Origin of the sequence: Sulfitobacter sp. SK025 (assembly GCF_003352105.1) — a bacterium.
Lineage (GTDB): Bacteria > Pseudomonadota > Alphaproteobacteria > Rhodobacterales > Rhodobacteraceae > Sulfitobacter > Sulfitobacter pontiacus.
In genome coordinates this window covers 2,792,104-2,807,996 of the sequence record NZ_CP025808.1, presented here as the reverse complement: position 1 = coordinate 2,807,996, position 15,893 = coordinate 2,792,104, and the positions used below count along the sequence as shown (strand labels likewise).

The 15,893-nt window shown below is 62.3% G+C and carries 20 protein-coding genes; 10 read left to right on the top strand and 10 right to left on the bottom strand.

The genetic code is table 11. The annotated features are described in order from the left end of the window. The first annotated feature begins 38 nt into the window (after positions 1 to 38). From pgsA to C1J04_RS13665, 3 genes are read left to right on the top strand one after another with little or no spacing between them, the layout of a single operon-like run. Entirely contained in the window at positions 39 to 704 is a 666-nt protein-coding gene (pgsA, locus tag C1J04_RS13675) for a CDP-diacylglycerol--glycerol-3-phosphate 3-phosphatidyltransferase (protein WP_009825256.1), read from the top strand. After that, positions 704 to 949, top strand: coding sequence for a molybdopterin converting factor subunit 1 (gene moaD, locus C1J04_RS13670; RefSeq protein WP_009825255.1), 246 nt, complete (start codon positions 704 to 706; stop codon positions 947 to 949). Before pgsA ends, moaD begins: the two co-directional genes overlap by 1 nt. A 1-nt stretch (position 950) precedes the next feature. Next, positions 951 to 1,394, top strand: a complete 444-nt coding sequence (locus C1J04_RS13665) for a molybdenum cofactor biosynthesis protein MoaE (RefSeq protein WP_009825254.1) — start codon at positions 951 to 953, stop codon at positions 1,392 to 1,394. 16 nt (positions 1,395 to 1,410) lie between these two features. On the opposite strand, the gene C1J04_RS13660 is transcribed toward C1J04_RS13665, so the two are convergent. From C1J04_RS13660 to ubiA, 3 genes are all read right to left on the bottom strand, one after another. Further along, complete coding sequence (locus C1J04_RS13660; protein WP_005849689.1) at positions 1,411 to 1,737, bottom strand: hypothetical protein; 327 nt, start codon at positions 1,735 to 1,737, stop codon at positions 1,411 to 1,413. 1 nt (position 1,738) lies between these two features. After that, a complete protein-coding gene (locus tag C1J04_RS13655) occupies positions 1,739 to 3,637 on the bottom strand; it encodes an OmpA family protein (RefSeq protein WP_009825253.1) in 1,899 nt (632 codons plus the stop codon). Positions 3,638 to 3,700: 63 nt separating this feature from the next. Beyond that, a complete protein-coding gene (ubiA, locus tag C1J04_RS13650; RefSeq protein WP_009825252.1) occupies positions 3,701 to 4,675 on the bottom strand; it encodes a 4-hydroxybenzoate octaprenyltransferase in 975 nt (324 codons plus the stop codon). A 12-nt stretch (positions 4,676 to 4,687) separates the two neighbouring features. Here ubiA and C1J04_RS13645 point away from each other — a divergent pair, with 12 nt between their 5' ends. The 3 genes from C1J04_RS13645 (at position 4,688) to C1J04_RS13635 (ending at position 7,466) form a co-directional block, all read left to right on the top strand. Continuing rightward, positions 4,688 to 5,410 carry a 16S rRNA (uracil(1498)-N(3))-methyltransferase gene (locus tag C1J04_RS13645; protein WP_009825251.1) on the top strand — a complete coding sequence of 241 codons (723 nt, stop codon included), beginning with the start codon at positions 4,688 to 4,690 and terminating at the stop codon, positions 5,408 to 5,410. Between the two features lie 97 nt (positions 5,411 to 5,507). Next, positions 5,508 to 6,035, top strand: a complete 528-nt coding sequence (locus C1J04_RS13640; protein ID WP_009825250.1) for a hypothetical protein — start codon at positions 5,508 to 5,510, stop codon at positions 6,033 to 6,035. Between the two features lie 60 nt (positions 6,036 to 6,095). Then, complete coding sequence (locus C1J04_RS13635; protein ID WP_009825249.1) at positions 6,096 to 7,466, top strand: glutamate--cysteine ligase; 1,371 nt, start codon at positions 6,096 to 6,098, stop codon at positions 7,464 to 7,466. On the opposite strand, the gene C1J04_RS13630 is transcribed toward C1J04_RS13635, so the two are convergent. The 7 genes from C1J04_RS13630 to C1J04_RS13600 all read right to left on the bottom strand — a co-directional run bounded on the left by C1J04_RS13630 (position 7,460) and on the right by C1J04_RS13600 (position 12,219). Continuing rightward, positions 7,460 to 7,735 (bottom strand): hypothetical protein, encoded by a 276-nt coding sequence (locus C1J04_RS13630; RefSeq protein ID WP_037953881.1) that lies wholly within the window; start codon positions 7,733 to 7,735, stop codon positions 7,460 to 7,462. The genes C1J04_RS13635 and C1J04_RS13630 overlap by 7 nt on opposite strands. 4 nt (positions 7,736 to 7,739) lie before the next feature. Next, positions 7,740 to 8,351 (bottom strand): glycerol-3-phosphate 1-O-acyltransferase PlsY, encoded by a 612-nt coding sequence (gene plsY, locus C1J04_RS13625; protein WP_005849669.1) that lies wholly within the window; start codon positions 8,349 to 8,351, stop codon positions 7,740 to 7,742. 2 nt (positions 8,352 to 8,353) lie between these two features. Next, positions 8,354 to 9,634 (bottom strand): dihydroorotase, encoded by a 1,281-nt coding sequence (gene pyrC / locus C1J04_RS13620; RefSeq protein ID WP_009825247.1) that lies wholly within the window; start codon positions 9,632 to 9,634, stop codon positions 8,354 to 8,356. Between the two features lie 155 nt (positions 9,635 to 9,789). Next, complete coding sequence (locus C1J04_RS13615; RefSeq protein ID WP_009825246.1) at positions 9,790 to 10,326, bottom strand: hypothetical protein; 537 nt, start codon at positions 10,324 to 10,326, stop codon at positions 9,790 to 9,792. Continuing rightward, entirely contained in the window at positions 10,323 to 10,838 is a 516-nt protein-coding gene (locus C1J04_RS13610; protein ID WP_009825245.1) for a hypothetical protein, read from the bottom strand. Before C1J04_RS13610 ends, C1J04_RS13615 begins: the two co-directional genes overlap by 4 nt. Further along, positions 10,835 to 11,275 (bottom strand): hypothetical protein, encoded by a 441-nt coding sequence (locus tag C1J04_RS13605; RefSeq protein ID WP_009825244.1) that lies wholly within the window; start codon positions 11,273 to 11,275, stop codon positions 10,835 to 10,837. Before C1J04_RS13605 ends, C1J04_RS13610 begins: the two co-directional genes overlap by 4 nt. After that, a complete protein-coding gene (locus C1J04_RS13600) occupies positions 11,272 to 12,219 on the bottom strand; it encodes an aspartate carbamoyltransferase catalytic subunit (RefSeq protein ID WP_114865383.1) in 948 nt (315 codons plus the stop codon). Before C1J04_RS13600 ends, C1J04_RS13605 begins: the two co-directional genes overlap by 4 nt. A gap of 156 nt (positions 12,220 to 12,375) precedes the next feature. Here C1J04_RS13600 and C1J04_RS13595 point away from each other — a divergent pair, with 156 nt between their 5' ends. The 4 genes from C1J04_RS13595 (at position 12,376) to C1J04_RS13580 (ending at position 15,891) form a co-directional block, all read left to right on the top strand. Continuing rightward, positions 12,376 to 13,149 (top strand): uracil-DNA glycosylase, encoded by a 774-nt coding sequence (locus tag C1J04_RS13595; protein ID WP_005849657.1) that lies wholly within the window; start codon positions 12,376 to 12,378, stop codon positions 13,147 to 13,149. Continuing rightward, entirely contained in the window at positions 13,142 to 13,750 is a 609-nt protein-coding gene (locus C1J04_RS13590; protein ID WP_009825242.1) for a LysE family translocator, read from the top strand. Before C1J04_RS13595 ends, C1J04_RS13590 begins: the two co-directional genes overlap by 8 nt. Then, a complete protein-coding gene (moaB, locus tag C1J04_RS13585; protein ID WP_009825241.1) occupies positions 13,747 to 14,289 on the top strand; it encodes a molybdenum cofactor biosynthesis protein B in 543 nt (180 codons plus the stop codon). The genes C1J04_RS13590 and moaB overlap by 4 nt, the downstream gene beginning before the upstream one ends. 141 nt (positions 14,290 to 14,430) lie before the next feature. Then, entirely contained in the window at positions 14,431 to 15,891 is a 1,461-nt protein-coding gene (locus tag C1J04_RS13580) for an efflux RND transporter periplasmic adaptor subunit (protein ID WP_037953878.1), read from the top strand. The last annotated feature ends 2 nt before the right edge of the window (positions 15,892 to 15,893 follow it).

Sequence of the window (15,893 nt, the reverse complement as noted above, 5' to 3'; positions counted from 1 at the left end):
CACTTTCCCCTGTCGTCTTGCCACTGTAGGGTGACGCTATGAAGTGGAATATCCCCAATATCCTGACGCTCTTGCGTCTTGTCGCGGCCCCGGGTGTGGCTGTGATGTTCTTGTATTTTTCGCGTCCCTATGCGGACGCTTTGGCGATGTTCCTATTCATCGCCGCAGCGGTCACCGATTGGTTTGACGGCTATCTTGCGCGCGCGTGGGGGCAGGAAACCAAGCTGGGGACCATGCTGGACCCGATTGCCGACAAGGCGATGGTGGTGATTGCGCTGATGGTGATCGTCGCGGTTTCAAGCTGGTCGCCATGGCTGGTGCTCCCTGCCACCGTGATCCTGTTTCGCGAAGTCTTTGTTTCGGGCCTGCGGGAGTTTCTGGGGGATGTGTCCGGCACCTTGAAGGTCACGGCACTGGCCAAGTGGAAGACAACCGCGCAGATGGTCGCGATCGCCGTGTTGTTCGGGCAGGGGCTGTTTGAACATTACTTTGGCATGTCGATTTTCGGCATGGATAATGCCTTGGTCGGCGCCATACTCTCTGGTGAGGAAGAGGACGTTCTAGGGCTCACCTGGAAGTTCCACGGGATGATCTGGGCCGGCCGGGTCGGGTTGGCGCTGCTTTGGGTTGCGGCGGCGCTGACGGCGATCACCGGCTATGATTATCTGCGCAAATCCATGCCCCATCTGGTGGAGCCACGCTGATGAATATCTTGTATTTTGCATGGGTTCGCGAACGTATCGGGCTGCCTCGTGAGAAGGTTGATACGTCGGCCCGCACTGTCCTGGACCTTGTAGAGGAACTGCGCGCGCGCGAAGAGCGCTATGCGGTCGCCTTTTCCGATCTGTCCGGCCTGCGTGTCGCCGTGGATCAGGAACTTGCCGATTTCAATGCCTCGTTAGACGGGGTGCGCGAAGTGGCGTTTTTCCCGCCGATGACAGGGGGCTGAGATGAAGATCTCGGTTCAGGAAGCGGGTTTTGATCTGGGGCAGGAAAGCCAGGATTTCGCTGCCGGTCATCGGGATATGGGCGCCATCGTGACCTTCACCGGCATCGTGCGCGATCTGCCCGATGATCCGTTGCAGGCGATGGAGATTGAACACTACCCCGGCATGACCGAGTCTGCCCTGACCGAGATGGCCGAAACCGCGATGGCGCGGTTTTCGCTGGGGGATGCGCTGGTCATTCACCGCTTCGGCCGACTGCTGCCGGGCGAGATGATCATGATGGTCGCCACCGCTGCGCGCCACCGCAAGGATGCGTTTGAAGCGGCTGAATTCCTGATGGATTACCTGAAGTCGCGCGCACCCTTCTGGAAGCGTGAGATCACTGCCAAAGGGGCGGATTGGGTTGCATCAAAGGCAGAAGACGAAGACGCGCTGGCCCGGTGGTAAGCGGCACCTCGGTCTTTCAGCTGGCCTGTTGACGATCGATATAGGCGCGCATTTCTTCCGCTTCGTGGCGTGCATCGCGCAACCCGTCCATCGCCGCGCGCAGCTCTGCCTCGGTCTGGTTGAGCTGGTTCGTCAGCTCTGCCTCGCGCTGTTGCAGATAGGTGATCGCCTGATCGCGGGTTTCTTCCGCTTCGTGCAATTCCTGGCTCATTCGGTCAAGCTGGGCGACATCGTCGGCCGCCACGCGGGTAAAGCGGTGCAGCAGCCAGTTGGCAAACCATCCAAGGCAGAAGGCGACGAATAGGATAATCGCTGTCGCGATGACAAATTCGGTTCTGCTCATGTTAGTTGCCTTCTTGGGTCTGGTCGGATGGTGTGTCTGTATCGCCTGTATCCGCGCCATTTTCCAGCGCTGTTTCGTCAGAATCTTCCGACGTGCCTTCATTGATCAGCTTAAATTCGATCCGGCGGTTCGCCTCGCGGCCTTCTTCGGTGTCGTTGGAGGCAACGGGCGATTCTTCGCCATAGCCCTTGGCCACGAAGGAGCCGGTGATTACGCGGCGGGCGCGCAGTTCGTTCAGCACCGATTGGGCCCGCGACTGGCTCAGCGCGAGGTTCATTTCCTCGCGGCCCTGGCTGTCGGTATATCCCTGTACCTCAAGTGCTATGTCGCGGCAGTCTTGCAGGATTTCGGCAATTTGATCCATCGTACCAAGCGTCGAGGCGTCAATGGTGGCGCTGCCGGGTTCAAAGTTGATCTTGCCCTTGGCCACAACTTTGCCGATCTCGGCTTCGCATTCCTGCGGGGTGGGCAGGCCCAGAACGGGGTCGAGCTTTTCTTGATAGGCGACTTTGACCTCATAGTCTTTGCCTTCGCCCAGTTTGCCTGCCAACAAGGTTGCGATCTGCGTGCTGGCATCGGGGTTACCGGTGTTGCCCGCGACGCTGACGCTATCGGGGGTCACGATGACCGTGCCGTTGGCGAGCTTGGACAGCGCGTCGAGCGCCGACAACACGCGCGTCGGCCAATCGGCGGGCAGATCATCGACAATCCGCGCGGCGGTATAGACCTTGTCCGAGCCAAAGCTCGCCTTGGCGTAGCTGTCGGCCAATTCGCGCAGCGCGTCGTCTGTCAGACGGCCACGCAGCTGCACCTGACCTTCGGGCGAGAGCGTGGCGACAAATTCGGGCGGGCCGGCGTCGGGGTCGACGGTTTGGGGTAGGCGGGCATTCAACGCAAAGACATCAGGCAGGGCGTTTTCCAGCTCTCCGACGACGCGGTCAAAGACGGCGCGTTCGGTGCCTTCGGCGGCGATCAGGCTGATATCGGCATCGGCAAAGCTGACGGAGCCGCCACCGATCTTGGACAGCGCGCCGATGGCTTTTTCCACGGCTTCCGACCACCGCGGGCTTGGCACGCCAAGACCCACCGTGCAGCGTGCCGACCCCGGTGCGCCAGCCGCAACGGCCGCCTTGAGAATCCGGGCGCTGGCCTGTTCGGTATCCGCGCTGCAGGCGTCAAAGCCGGTGCTGTCTTCCTCGATCTGGAAGCGCAGGGTAAAGGGCGTGATCACCGGGCGCGGCGCGGCGATCTCCAGTGTCACCACCAGCCCGGGAGGGGCCGCACGTTTTAGCTGGTTTTCCAGCCGTGCCTTGGCTTCTGCGCTGTCGGAAATGGCCGTGATCGCCACACGCCCCGCTTCGGCAGAGACTTTGGCACGGGGCAGTTTCTCCATCGCGGAAATGGCGAAACCAAAGGCGTCTTCCCATCCGTCGGGGGCAGGGTAATTCGCTGATTCCAGTAGATCGGCGACATGATCTTGACCGGCGATGGATTGGAAACGGTCGATGGCCGCATCGCGGTCGGTGGTCGTGGGAATCAGCCCGATAATCGAAACGCCGGAATCATTGCGCAAAATCTCGACCGAGAATTTCGGTGCGGCGATTGCGGCCTGCGCGGTCACATCCATCTGGTCAATCACGCGGGCAGCATCGACGATGGTGCCTGCGGTACTTAGCGCATTGAACCTCGCGACTTCGTCCGGCGCGGTGCCCGACAGGGTGACCTGCAACCCGTCTGCCTGCACTTCGGCCCATGTCATCTCTTTTGCATCAAGCGCATCACGCACGCCGATCTCGGAGTTTTCCTCGATCAGGGTTACCGAAAAATTCGCAGCCACCAATGACACGGTCGCAGCGGCGGTAAAGGTCATCGCGATGATCAGGAGTGCAGATAGGCGCATAAGCTCGTTTCTGAAACCGTTAACGTTGGAGCCTTTGATACGCCCGAGGAGGCAGGGGTGCAATCACACCAGCAGGGCTGCGGCAAAAAACACCAGCGGGATCATGCCGGTATCGCGGTTCACACGAAACAGGCGCAGAAGCTTGTCGTTGTCGTTGATGTCGATACCACGCAGCTGCCACGCCATATGCCACCCCATTGCCCAGGGGCCGCCAAGGGCGATGACCATCGCCAGAAAGGATGCGGAATCGCGCAGGGCAAAGATTACCGCCAGCCCCATCAGGCCCACGGTGGCGATCAGGAAGCGCCGCAGCCAATGGCCGGTATTGTCTCCGAACAGGCGGGCTGTGGATTTGACCCCGATCAGGGCGTCATCTTCCTTGTCCTGATGGGCATAGATCGTGTCATAGAACAGCGTCCACGCGATGCCAGCAGCATAGAGCACCACCGCAGGCGCGCCGAGGCTGCCGGTATGGGCGGTCCAGGCCAGCAGCGCGCCCCAGTTAAATGCGATGCCAAGGAAAACTTGCGGCCACCACGTGAAACGTTTGGCAAAAGGGTAAACGGCGACCGGCAGCAGGGCCAGTACACCAAGGGCGATGGCCGCCCCGTTGAAGGTCAGTAAAATGCCAAGCGCGATCAGCATCTGTGCGATCATCCACGCAAGCGCAGCTTTGACGCTGACCTGACCCGAGGGGATGGGGCGTGACCGCGTACGGGCGACCTTGCCATCGATATGCCGGTCGGTGATGTCGTTCCACGTGCACCCCGCGCCGCGCATCAGCCAGGCACCGGCACCGCAGCCGATCAAGATCCACAGGTCAAACCAGCGCGGTTGCTGGTCAGACAGCATCGCCAGTGTCAGCCCCCACCAGCAGGGCAGCAGCAAAAGCCAGGTGCCAATAGGGCGGTCGGCGCGGCTGAGCCGCAGGTAGGGGCGGGTGAAACGCGGCGCAAAACGGTCGACCCAATTGTCCGCAGGGGCATCGACCACGCGTGTCGCATCATTGCCATCTGGTGTCGGCGAGGTGTCGTACATATATCTGTGCCCATGAACGCGAAAATCAGACTTTATGTAGATCATCCGTTGGGGCAGGGGCAATCCGTTCCTTTGGATAAGGCACAGGCGCATTATCTCTTTGGCGTGATGCGCCAATCGGTGGGCGCGTCGGTTCTTTTGTTTAATGGCATCGATGGCGAATGGCGCGCCGAGGTCGCCGAGGCGGGTAAACGCGGCGGTGTGCTGGTCTGTGCCGAGCAGACGAAACCGCTGCAAATGCCGCCCGACCTGTGGCTGATCTTTGCGCCGATCAAAAAGGCGCGCACGGATTTCATTGTCGAGAAGGCTGCCGAAATGGGGGCGCGGCGTATTGTGCCGGTGCAAAGTGAATTTACCAACGCCGGCCGCGTGCAGCGCGATCGTCTGCAAGCCCACGCGGTCGAGGCAGCGGAGCAATGCGGCGGGACTTTCGTTCCGGAGGTGGCCGATATGGTCCGGCTGGACCGTCTGATCGATCGTTGGGAGCCCGAGCGGTCCTTGATGTTCTGCGACGAGGCGCTGGCGGGCGAGGAAGAGGGGCTCGCATCCGCGCGGCCCGGTCCTTGGGCGATCCTGATTGGACCGGAGGGCGGGTTTTCGGACAGTGAACGCGTGCGTTTGCGCGGGTTGGACTGGTCGCGCCCCGTCGCCTTGGGGCCGCGCATCTTGCGGGCGGATACGGCAGCAGTGGCGGCTATGACCCTGTGGCAAAAGACATTGGGAGATTGGGCGTGAGTGCGGTTTCCGGCACGCGCGTCGGAGTGGGGGTTTCACACCCCCACGCCCCCGTGGAGTTTATCTGGCAAAATGAAGCCTACAGTAGGAGAGCACGATGAGTTTTCTGCGACCTGAGGCGAAGGCTGAACTGTGGCGTTGGCGCGAGGTTCTGGGCGGAATCGCGGTCGCTTTGATCGGGCTTTGGCTGGTGGCGGGGCCGGGGTTGCTGTTGGCGATACCGGGCTATGCGCTGATCCTTGCGGGGGTGATCTTTGTCTGGATCGGCGGGCAGCGTGTGCGGTTTCGCAAGACCGGACTCGGGGCCGGAGCGGTGCAGGTGGATGAGGGGCAGATCGCCTATTTCGGCCCTCTGACCGGCGGCGTCATCGCCCTACGCGAGATGGAGCGTCTGAGCCTTGAGCGCGGGGCCTATCCGGCGCATTGGAAACTGGAACAGCCTGGACAAAATCCCGTGATGATCCCCGTGGATGCCGCGGGGGCGGACGCGCTTTTTGACGCTTTTGCCGCACTTCCGGGGCTGCGTACCGAAAGAATGTTGGCCGAATTGGCCGATGACAAGACCCTGTCCGTCGTGATTTGGGAGCGGCGTTCGATGCGGCCGGCCTCGATCCTGTTGCATTGACACCCCGTCCAAATCGCACCATCCCTTAGACCACAGAAATTGAACTCGGAGCCACCCCACATGTCTATCCCTCAATCCGGCGGCGGCCCGATCGAAAGTTACGACCAGCTGGTCAACTACCTCGCGGACGGGTGCAAGCCTAAGGAAGATTGGCGCATCGGTACCGAGCACGAGAAATTCGGCTACAACAAAGAGACGCTGCTGCCCTTGCCCTATGAGGGCGATTGTTCGATCCGCGCCATGTTGGAAGGGCTGCGCGACGGCCACGGTTGGGCCTCTGTGGAAGAGGGCGGCAAGCTGATCGGGTTGGTCAAGGACGGGGCCAATATCTCGCTCGAGCCGGGCGGTCAGTTGGAGCTGTCGGGCGCGCCCGTCGAAACCATCCACGAGACCTGCGACGAGGTGAACACCCACCTGCGCGAAGTGCGCGATGTGGCGGACCGGATCGGCGCGGGGTTCATTGGCTTGGGCGCGGCACCGGAATGGTCCCACGACCAGATGGATCTGATGCCCAAGGGCCGGTACAAGCTGATGAACGAATATATGACCAAGGTCGGCACGATGGGCCGGGTCATGATGCGCCGGACCTGCACGGTGCAGGTGAACCTTGATTTCGGGTCCGAAGCGGACATGGTGCAAAAGCTGCGCGTGGCACTGGCCTTGCAACCTGTCGCGACGGCGCTGTTTGCGAATTCGCCGTTTTTCGAAGGCAAGCCCAACGGCCATAAATCATGGCGCAGCCGCGTGTGGCGTGATCTGGATGCGGCGCGTACGGGCATGTTGCCCTGGGTGTTTGAAGACGGCATGGGCTTTGAACGTTGGGTGGAATATGCGCTCGATGTGCCGATGTATTTTGTCTACCGCGATGGGAAATATATCGATGCCCTGGGGCAGTCTTTCCGCGACTTCCTGAAAGGCAAGCTGCCTGCGCTGCCCGGAGAAATGCCGACGCTGAGCGATTGGGCGGACCACCTGACCACCGCCTTCCCCGAGGCGCGGATCAAGAAATTCATCGAAATGCGCGGTGCCGACGGTGGGCCTTGGCGTCGTCTGTGTGCCTTGCCCGCGTTCTGGGTCGGGCTGACTTATGACCAACAGGCGCTGGATGGTGCTTGGGATCTGGTCAAAGGCTGGGACGCGGAAACGCGCGAGGCGCTGCGGGTCGCGGCCTCTGTCGACGGGTTGCAGGCCAAGGTGGGCGGCGTGCGCATGCATGACATCGCGCGCGAGGCCGTGGCCCTGTCCGAACAAGGTCTGAAAGCACGGGCGCGCAGCGGTGCCGGAGGGATGGTTCCAGACGAGACGCATTTCCTGAACGCGCTGAAGGAGAGCATCGAGACCGGCAAGGTCCCTGCCGACGAGCTGCTGGAGGATTACAACGGCAAGTGGCAGGGTGACCTCAGCCGGATCTACGCCGATTATTCTTACTGATCCTCGATGATCAGCCCGCGGACAAAGGCAATGACCTTGGCCGCGGGCATTTCGCAGGGATAAAGGCGTGCGCCGCTGGCAAGCGCATAGAGGTTCAGGCTGATATAGTCCGGACCGCCCAATTCCTCGGCCACCAGTTTCCAGCTTTTACCTGTGTTGAAGGTGCTTTTTGACCAAACATAGCGGCGGGTTTGATATCTGCCGGTGTGCGTGCCGTCGGGCAGCGCGTGGAACGCGTCCAAAAAGCGCGCGCCTACGGTAGCCGTCACAGGGTCAGTCTTTCTTGGCGCCGATCTTGGGTTCGGTGCCCGCGCGGATGCGTTTGATGTTCTCGCGGTGGCGCCAGAACACCAGCAGGGTCAGCAGAATGCCCAGAAACAGGGCGCTGCCGTAGCCCAGGAAGATCATAAAGAAGGTCGATGCTGCGGCGGATGCCAGCCCCCCAATGGACGAGGTGCGGGTGACGGCCATGGCGATCAGCCACGCCAGACAGCAGGCGAGGCCGACGGGCCATGCAAGTGCCAGCAACACACCAAGGAATGTCGCGACGCCCTTGCCGCCCTTGAACCCCAGCCAGACCGGATAGCAATGGCCCAGCATCGCGGCCAATGCGGCAATTTGGGCGGCGTCCTCGCCCGCGAAGAGCCGTGCCAGCAGCACTGCAACGGCCCCTTTGCCCCCATCCAGGATCAGCGTCAGCGCCGCCGCTTTTTTGGAACCAGTGCGCAGGACATTGGTGGCACCGATATTGCCCGACCCGATGCTGCGCAGATCGCCCAGATTCATCGCGCGGGTCAGCACCATGCCAAAGGGGACCGACCCGATCAGATAGGCCGCAACGGCCCAGAACAGGAGCACGAATAGGGAAGAGTCGATCAGGGGCATATTCAGGAGGCCTTATAGATGCAGGTGCCGGAAACGTAAGTTTCCAAGACCTTACCTTGCATGCGCATCCCGTCAAAGGGGGTGTTGCGCGATTTCGACCGCAAAACCTCGCGGTTCATCACGAAAGGCGCGCCATCATCAAACAGCACCAGATCGGCGGGGGCACCGACGGACATCCGCCCCCCGGGCAGCCCCAGACGTTTCGCAGGGTTGAACGACAGCGCACGCCACAATGTGGCAATATCGATCATCTCGGCGTGGACCAGTCGCAAGGCTGCGGGCAGCAGGGTTTCCAATGCGACGGCCCCCGATGCGGCTTCCTCGAACGGGAGCCGTTTGGATTCCTCGTCCTGCGGGGTGTGCATGGAACAGATGATATCGATCAGGCCAGAGGCCACGGCCTCTACCACGGCGATGCGATCCTCTTCGTCGCGCAGGGGGGGCTTGAGCTTGAAGAAGGTGCGATAGTCGGCCACATCCAGCGCGTTCAGCGTCAGGTGGTGGATGCCGACCCCGGCGGTGATATCCAGACCGTTCTTCTTTGCACGCTCCAGCGCGGGCAGGGCGCGGGCGGTGGTGATCTGGTCGGCGTGATAGCGGGCACCCGTCATTTCGATCAGGGCGATGTCGCGGTCCAGCCCCATGCGTTCAGCCATGGGCGAGACGGCAGGGAGCCCGCGCAGCGACGCGAATTTACCAGAGGTCACCGCCGCCCCCTTGCTCAGGATGGGTTCCTGCGGGTGAGCGATGACAAGCGCGCCAAGGCTACGGGCATAGGTCAGCGCGCGGGAGAACACTTTGGTATCCGTCACCACGCGATCACAATCGGTAAAGCCCACGGCACCGGCATCCATGAGAAATCCGATCTCTGTCATCTCGCGGCCTTCGCGGCCCTTGGTTAGTGCAGCCATGGGCACGACGTTGACCGGCGCGGCCTCGTTCGCACGGCGGGTGACGAATTCAAGCACTTCGGGGCTGTCGATGGTGGGGTCGGTGTCGGGGCGGGTGACCATTGTCGTGACCCCACCCGCAGCCGCTGCCAGCCCGGCAGAGCGGAAGCTTTCCTTGTGCCGCTCCCCGGGTTCACAGACCTTGACGCCGAGATCGACGATACCGGGGGCCAGGTATTTCCCACGACAATCCACGACCTGCGCATCTCCGGGGATCGGTGCGGTATCGTCCAGTACCGCCGCGATCTTGCCATCCTCGACCCGTAGCGTGCCGCGGGTGACGGTGCCTGCTTCGGGGTCGATCAGCTGCGCGTTGATAAAATGCAGGGTCATGGAGGGGCCTTCGTCGTTAGGAAAACAGGGGTGCCGCGGGGGCGGTCAGAAAGGTCAGGACCCGATCCACACCATCATGCCCGCCACGCCAAAGGCGACAAGCAGGGCAATCATGGCGATACGGCCGGACATCTTGGGATCGGGTTTGGGTTCTTTCACAGCAGCCACCATAGAATAAGACCGATCAGCACGATCACCGCTAAAAGCACGATCATACCGCCGGCGCCGCCCTTGGGCGGGGATTTCGGGGTCATATCCGCGGCACCGGTGTAGGGCTGCGCGGATTCAGCCTCAAGCGGGGTGACGGACATATCGGGCTGCGCCTCGCCATAAGTGCCGATCATCGTCAGTTCGGGGCCAAGGTCCAGCGTCGCTTCCTGCCCGTCAAAGGCCGAGGAGAACAGCAGCAATACATAGCCGTCCAGCGCATCCAATCGCGCGCGGTCGCGGCTGATCTGTTCACGAGGCACCGCATAGCCATCCCCCAGATAGGAGGCGAGACCTACGCCGGTCAGATCGGACACGGGGAACAGTTCGGCCGCGCCTTCGGGCATAGGGCGGCCCAGCAGATCAGCAATCAGCGCCTCTTTGCTGTCGTTGCGCAGGTCGCGGGCCAATTCGTCAATCGGGCGGTTCACGGCAAACAGGCGGATCTGGCCGATCTCGCCCTTGGGGATTTCGAGTTGTGTCATCGTGTTGCACCTTTGTACGGGGTTACCATCAATGCACTTAATCTGTCGCTGTCTTCGACATATTCAAATCCTAGATGCGCGGCGCGTGCCGGATTGCCCGGCTGTTCATGCCGGATAAAGAAAACCGACGGCGGGCTGGTCGGGCGCAGATCGGGTTTCGTCTCGGCGCTGCGGGGGAATGCTTTGGCGCGGGTGCCGTCGCGGGTCAGTTTGAAAAACAGGGCGCGGTGGTTGGTCAGCGCATAGCGGGTGCGGCGCAGGTCGGTCAGACGTTTCATCCCGCGCAGCAACGACAGCGCCACCAGCGCGACGATCACCGCCACCACGACCGATTGCGACACGGGCAGGATGTTGCCCCGCAGCACAAATGCCCCCGCGATCACGGTGCCAATGGCCCCGACAAAGGGGCCGAACAGCTGAAAATTGCGCAGCGACAGCTTGGGGCGGGGGCGCCCCGTCCAGAGCAGCTCTTCCTCGGGTTCAAGCAGGTCTTGCCAAAAACGATCGCTCATGTTGCAGCCTCTATCGCTTGGGCAAGGCGGGCCTTGGTCTCTGCCCGGTTCGGCACCAGCGGCAAGGTGATCCGCTGGCCGTCGGGCAGGCCAAGGCTGATCGACCACAAGGACAGTTTCCCGATCGACCGGATGTCGGTCAACGGCAGGACCAGCGGCTCTGCCGTATCGGGGGAGTTGATGTAGAGCGCACGGTTGGTCAGCCGCCAGACGGTATTGCGGTTGCTGTACCAGATCTGGAATTCCTCAAACACCCACATGTAAAAGACCGCAATCAGGACCGAGGCAAGCAGCCAGGTGATCGGGTCCAGCCAGATGAGCAAGGGCAGCGTGAACAACATGGTCAGCACCGCCAGCGCCACGCACCGCCAAAAGAACGCTCGCGGCGAGATACGCCAGTGCAGCAGGTCCTGTTCTTCGGGCGGGGCTGCGGTCATGCAGTGGCCTTGCGGCTGTCGACAAGGTTGCGCGCCAGCAGGTCCATCGCCGCCATGCGCACGGCGACGCCCATCTCTACCTGATCCTGAATGACGCTGCGGTTGATGTCATCGGCGAGCGTTCCGTCGATCTCTACCCCGCGGTTCATCGGACCGGGGTGCATCACGATGGCATCGGGCTTGGCATGGGCCAGTTTTTCGGCGTCCAGCCCATATCTGTGATAATACTCGCGTTCGCTGGGGATAAAGCCGCCATCCATGCGTTCTTTTTGCAAGCGGAGCATCATCACAACATCAACGTCTTTCAGCCCTTCTTCCATGTCATCGAAGACTTCGACGCCGAATTCACCGATTTGCGCGGGCATCAGCGTCGGCGTCGCGATAAGGCGGATGCGGTTCTCCATCTTGCCAAGCAGCATGATGTTGGACCGTGCCACGCGACTATGGGCAATGTCGCCGCAGATGGCGATGGACAGGCGATGCAAGCGGCCCTTGGCGCGGCGGATCGTCAGCGCGTCCAGCAGTGCTTGCGTAGGGTGTTCATGCCGCCCGTCACCCGCATTGAGCACCGCGCAGTTCACCTTCTGCGCCAGCAGATCGACGGCACCGGATTGTGGATGGCGGACCACCAGCAGATCGGGGTGCATGGCGTTCAGCGTCATCGCCGTATCAATCAGGGTTTCACCCTTTTTGATCGAGGACGCCTGCATCGCCATATTCATCACATCCGCCCCCAACCGCTTGCCCGCGATCTCGAAGCTCGCCTGCGTCCGGGTGGAGTTTTCGAAGAACATATTGATCTGTGTCAGCCCGCTCAGCGCGTCGCTGTGTTTATGGGGCTGGCGGTTCAGATCGGCATAGCTGTCGGCCAGATCAAGCAGGGTGGTGATGTCGTCCTGGGACAGGTGTTCAATGCCCAGAAGATGGCGGTGTGCGAAACTCATGACGGGGGACCCCACGTTATTTTTGGCGTTATAGGCGGCGGCGCAGGGCGGGGCAAGTCGTCGGGCGGGGGCATCCGGCCGTGGGGGCCGCGTTGGATTTAAGACCATTTGGAAGTTGGCATTTTTATTGCCGACACCAGCGCGTAAGTTGGGCGCATGGAATCAGTGGATTATCATCAGGCGCTTGCGCTTTTGCATTGGCAGATCGAACTTGGCGCGACCGAGGCGATTTGCGATGCGCCGGTGAACCGCTACGAGGTGCCCGCCGCGGTCGAGAAGCCGAAGGCGCAAAAGGGCAAGAGCGGACCGGTGCCTTTGGCCGCCCAAGGGCCGGACGTGGTGGCAGAGGCGACACAGGCCGCGGCAGGGGCTGCGACGCTGGATGAATTGCGTGCCGCCATGGCCGCCTTCGAGCATTGCGAGCTGAAACGCGGCGCGCGCAAAATGGTTTTCTCGGACGGGACGCCGGGGGCACGGGTGATGATCGTGGGCGAGGCGCCAGGGCGGGACGAAGACCGCGAGGGCCGGCCCTTTGTCGGGCGGGCCGGCGTGTTGCTGGACAAGATGCTCGCGGCCATCGACATGGGGCGTCATCATCAGACGTCGCCTGTCTATATTACCAATGTCTTGCCCTGGCGGCCGCCGCAGAACCGCGATCCGAAGCCGGATGAAATCGCGATGATGAAGCCGTTTCTGGCGCGGCATATCGCTTTGGCCAAGCCCGAGGTATTGGTCATCGTTGGCAATTGGTCCGCGCAGGCATTGCTGGGCAAACGCGGCATCACCCGCTTGCGCGGTCAATGGACGCAAGCCGAGGGGTTGCCCGCATTGCCCATGTTCCACCCCGCCTATCTGCTGCGCAGCCCCGAATTCAAACGCGAGGCCTGGGCCGATTTACTCTCACTGAAGGCAAAATTGACGCATGGTTGATCCCCTCACATTGCTGGCCTTTGTGCCCGCCGCCCTGGCGCTGAACCTGACACCGGGCGCGGATATGATGTTTTGTCTGGGGCAGGGCATGCGCTTTGGTCCGCGCGCCTCGGTTGCGGCCAGTGCGGGGGTCGCCCTTGGCGGTATGGTGCATGTGACCTTGGCGGGGCTTGGCCTTGGTGCGGTGGTGGCGGCCCTGCCGTGGGCGTTTGATGTGATCCGCTGGATCGGGGTTGGCTATCTTTTGTGGCTGGCCGTGCAGACCTGGCGTAGCAGCGGCGCGGCCGCAACACCCGTACCCGCCCCGAAATCCGCGTTTCGCAGCGGTTTGATCGTGAACCTGACAAACCCCAAGGTGATCCTTTTCGTGCTGGCCTTTGTCCCGCAGTTCGTCGTGCCAGAAGCGGGGCCAGTTCTGCTGCAGTTTCTGATGCTGGGGTCGGTACTGTCGCTTGGCGGGTTGATTATCAACGCCTTGGTCGGTGTGTTTGCCAGTGGCCTGGGCCGCCGGATGGTCGGGGGCGGGCAGGCGCTGCGCTGGATCAGCAGCGGTATTTTCGTGGCCCTCGCCGCACGCCTTGCAGTATTGGAGCGGACATGAGCCGGATTGACGAGACGATTGACTTTATCCCCGTGCGCATCGCGGTGCTGACGGTATCCGATACCCGGGGTTTGGCCGAAGACAGGTCAGGCGATGTCTTGGTCGCGCGCATCGCCGAAGCGGGGTATTTCCTCGCGGCACGCAGCATCATCCGCGATGAGCGGGGCGAGATTGCCGACCAGTTGCGCGACTGGTGTGCCGACCCTGAGATTGACGTGGTGATCAGCACGGGGGGCACAGGGCTGACGGGGCGCGATGTTACAGTCGAGGCACATCGCGATGTCTACGAGAAAGAGATCGACGCTTTCGGCACCGTGTTCACGATCGTATCCATGCAAAAGATCGGCACCTCGGCGGTGCAAAGCCGGGCCACCGCCGGGGTCGCCCAGGGGACGTATCTTTTCGCGCTGCCCGGGTCTCCGGGGGCGTGCAAGGATGCGTGGGACGAGATTTTGATCAAGCAGCTCGACTATCGGCACAAGCCCTGCAACTTCGTTGAGATCATGCCGCGTCTGGATGAACACCAGCGCCGGAAATAGCGGCTGGGGCGATGAATTTAACCCAAGCCCCCCCGCTGCTTTGCGATGCGCCTGATAAGCCGTGCGTGGCTGTCACAACTGTGATTTTGTTCTGCAGGCCTGCGGGGTAAGCTGGCACGGACGAAATAGGATCGGGGCAAGATGCGTTTTCTACGGCAAAGCATGATCGGGTTGTTTCTGGCAGCGGCGACATTGGGGTTTCTGGTGCTTGCGGCGGACCTCATTGGCGGGGCGGTCCAGCAGCGTCTGACCGACACGCCGCCCGAGCGCCCCCCGCGCGAGCGGGTCTTCTCGGTCAATGTGGTGCGTGCGCAGTCTGGGACCGAAGTGCCGATCCTGCAAAGTTTTGGCGCGGTGCAAAGCCGCCGCACGCTAGAGCTGCGTGCGGCCGTTGGCGGGCGCGTGGTCGAGCTGGCACCGGACTTCGAAGAGGGCGGGCAGGTCACAGCGGGTCAGGTTCTGGTGCGTCTTGACCGGTCGGATGCTTTGGCCGAGGTCGCGCGGGCGCAAAGTGCCGTACGCGATGCAGAGGCTGAGGGGCGCGATGCGGACCGCGCTTTGGCATTGGGACTGGACGAGCTTGCCGCCGCCAAAGAGCAGGCCGCGCTGCGCACCCGCGCGTTTGACCGCCAGCGTGATCTGGGCGAACGCGGTGTCGGCACCGCGACGGCGACAGAAACGGCGGAGCTTGCTGCCTCAAGCGCGCGACAGGCCGTTCTTGCGCGTCGACAGGTGGTGACCCAGACAGAAGCGCGCGTGGATAACGCGGTGCGCTTGTTGTCCAACGCTCAAATTGCGTTGGAGGATGCGCAGCGCGCGCTAAAGGAAACCACGATCACCGCGCCGTTCGATGGGGCGCTGAGCGAAACCTCGGTCGTCGAGGGGCGCTTGGTCTCCGCGAACGAGAGGCTGGCAGAGCTGATCGCGCCGGATGATCTTGAGATTTCCTTCCGCATCTCGACCGCGCAATACGCACGCCTGCTGGATGCGCAGGGCCGGTTGATCAAGGCAGAGATCACCGCGCGCCTTGATGTCGCGGGCGTGGATCTTGAGGCTCGCGGCCAGATCACCCGCGCGGGGGCCGCTGCGGGCGAGGGGGCCAGCGGGCGCCTGATCTTTGCCTCGTTGACGCAGGCGCCGGGATTCAAACCGGGGGATTTCGCGACGGTACATGTGCGTGAACCTGCGCTGGACGATGTGATCCGCCTGCCAAGCTCGGCCCTTGATGCCACGGGAGCGGTGTTGGTGCTGGATGCGGAGAACCGATTGGAAAGCATTCAGGTCTCTGTTTTGCGCCGCGTGGGCGACGACGTGTTGGTCCGTGGTCCGGTCGAAGGTCGCGACGTGGTCGAGGCGCGGTCGCCCCTGCTGGGGGCCGGTATCGCGGTAAAGCCGTTGCGTCCGGGGGCGGATGAGACCGCGCAGGAAGATGTCCCCAGCATGATCGCCCTGACAGAAGAGCGTCGCGCAAAGCTTGTGGCCTTTATCGAGGGGAATAGCCGCATGCCCCAAGAGGCGAAGGCGCGCGTGCTGGCACAGCTGGCCGAGCCGCAGGTGCCGGCGCGCATGATCGAACGCCTTGAAAGCCGGATGGGAGGCTAGGG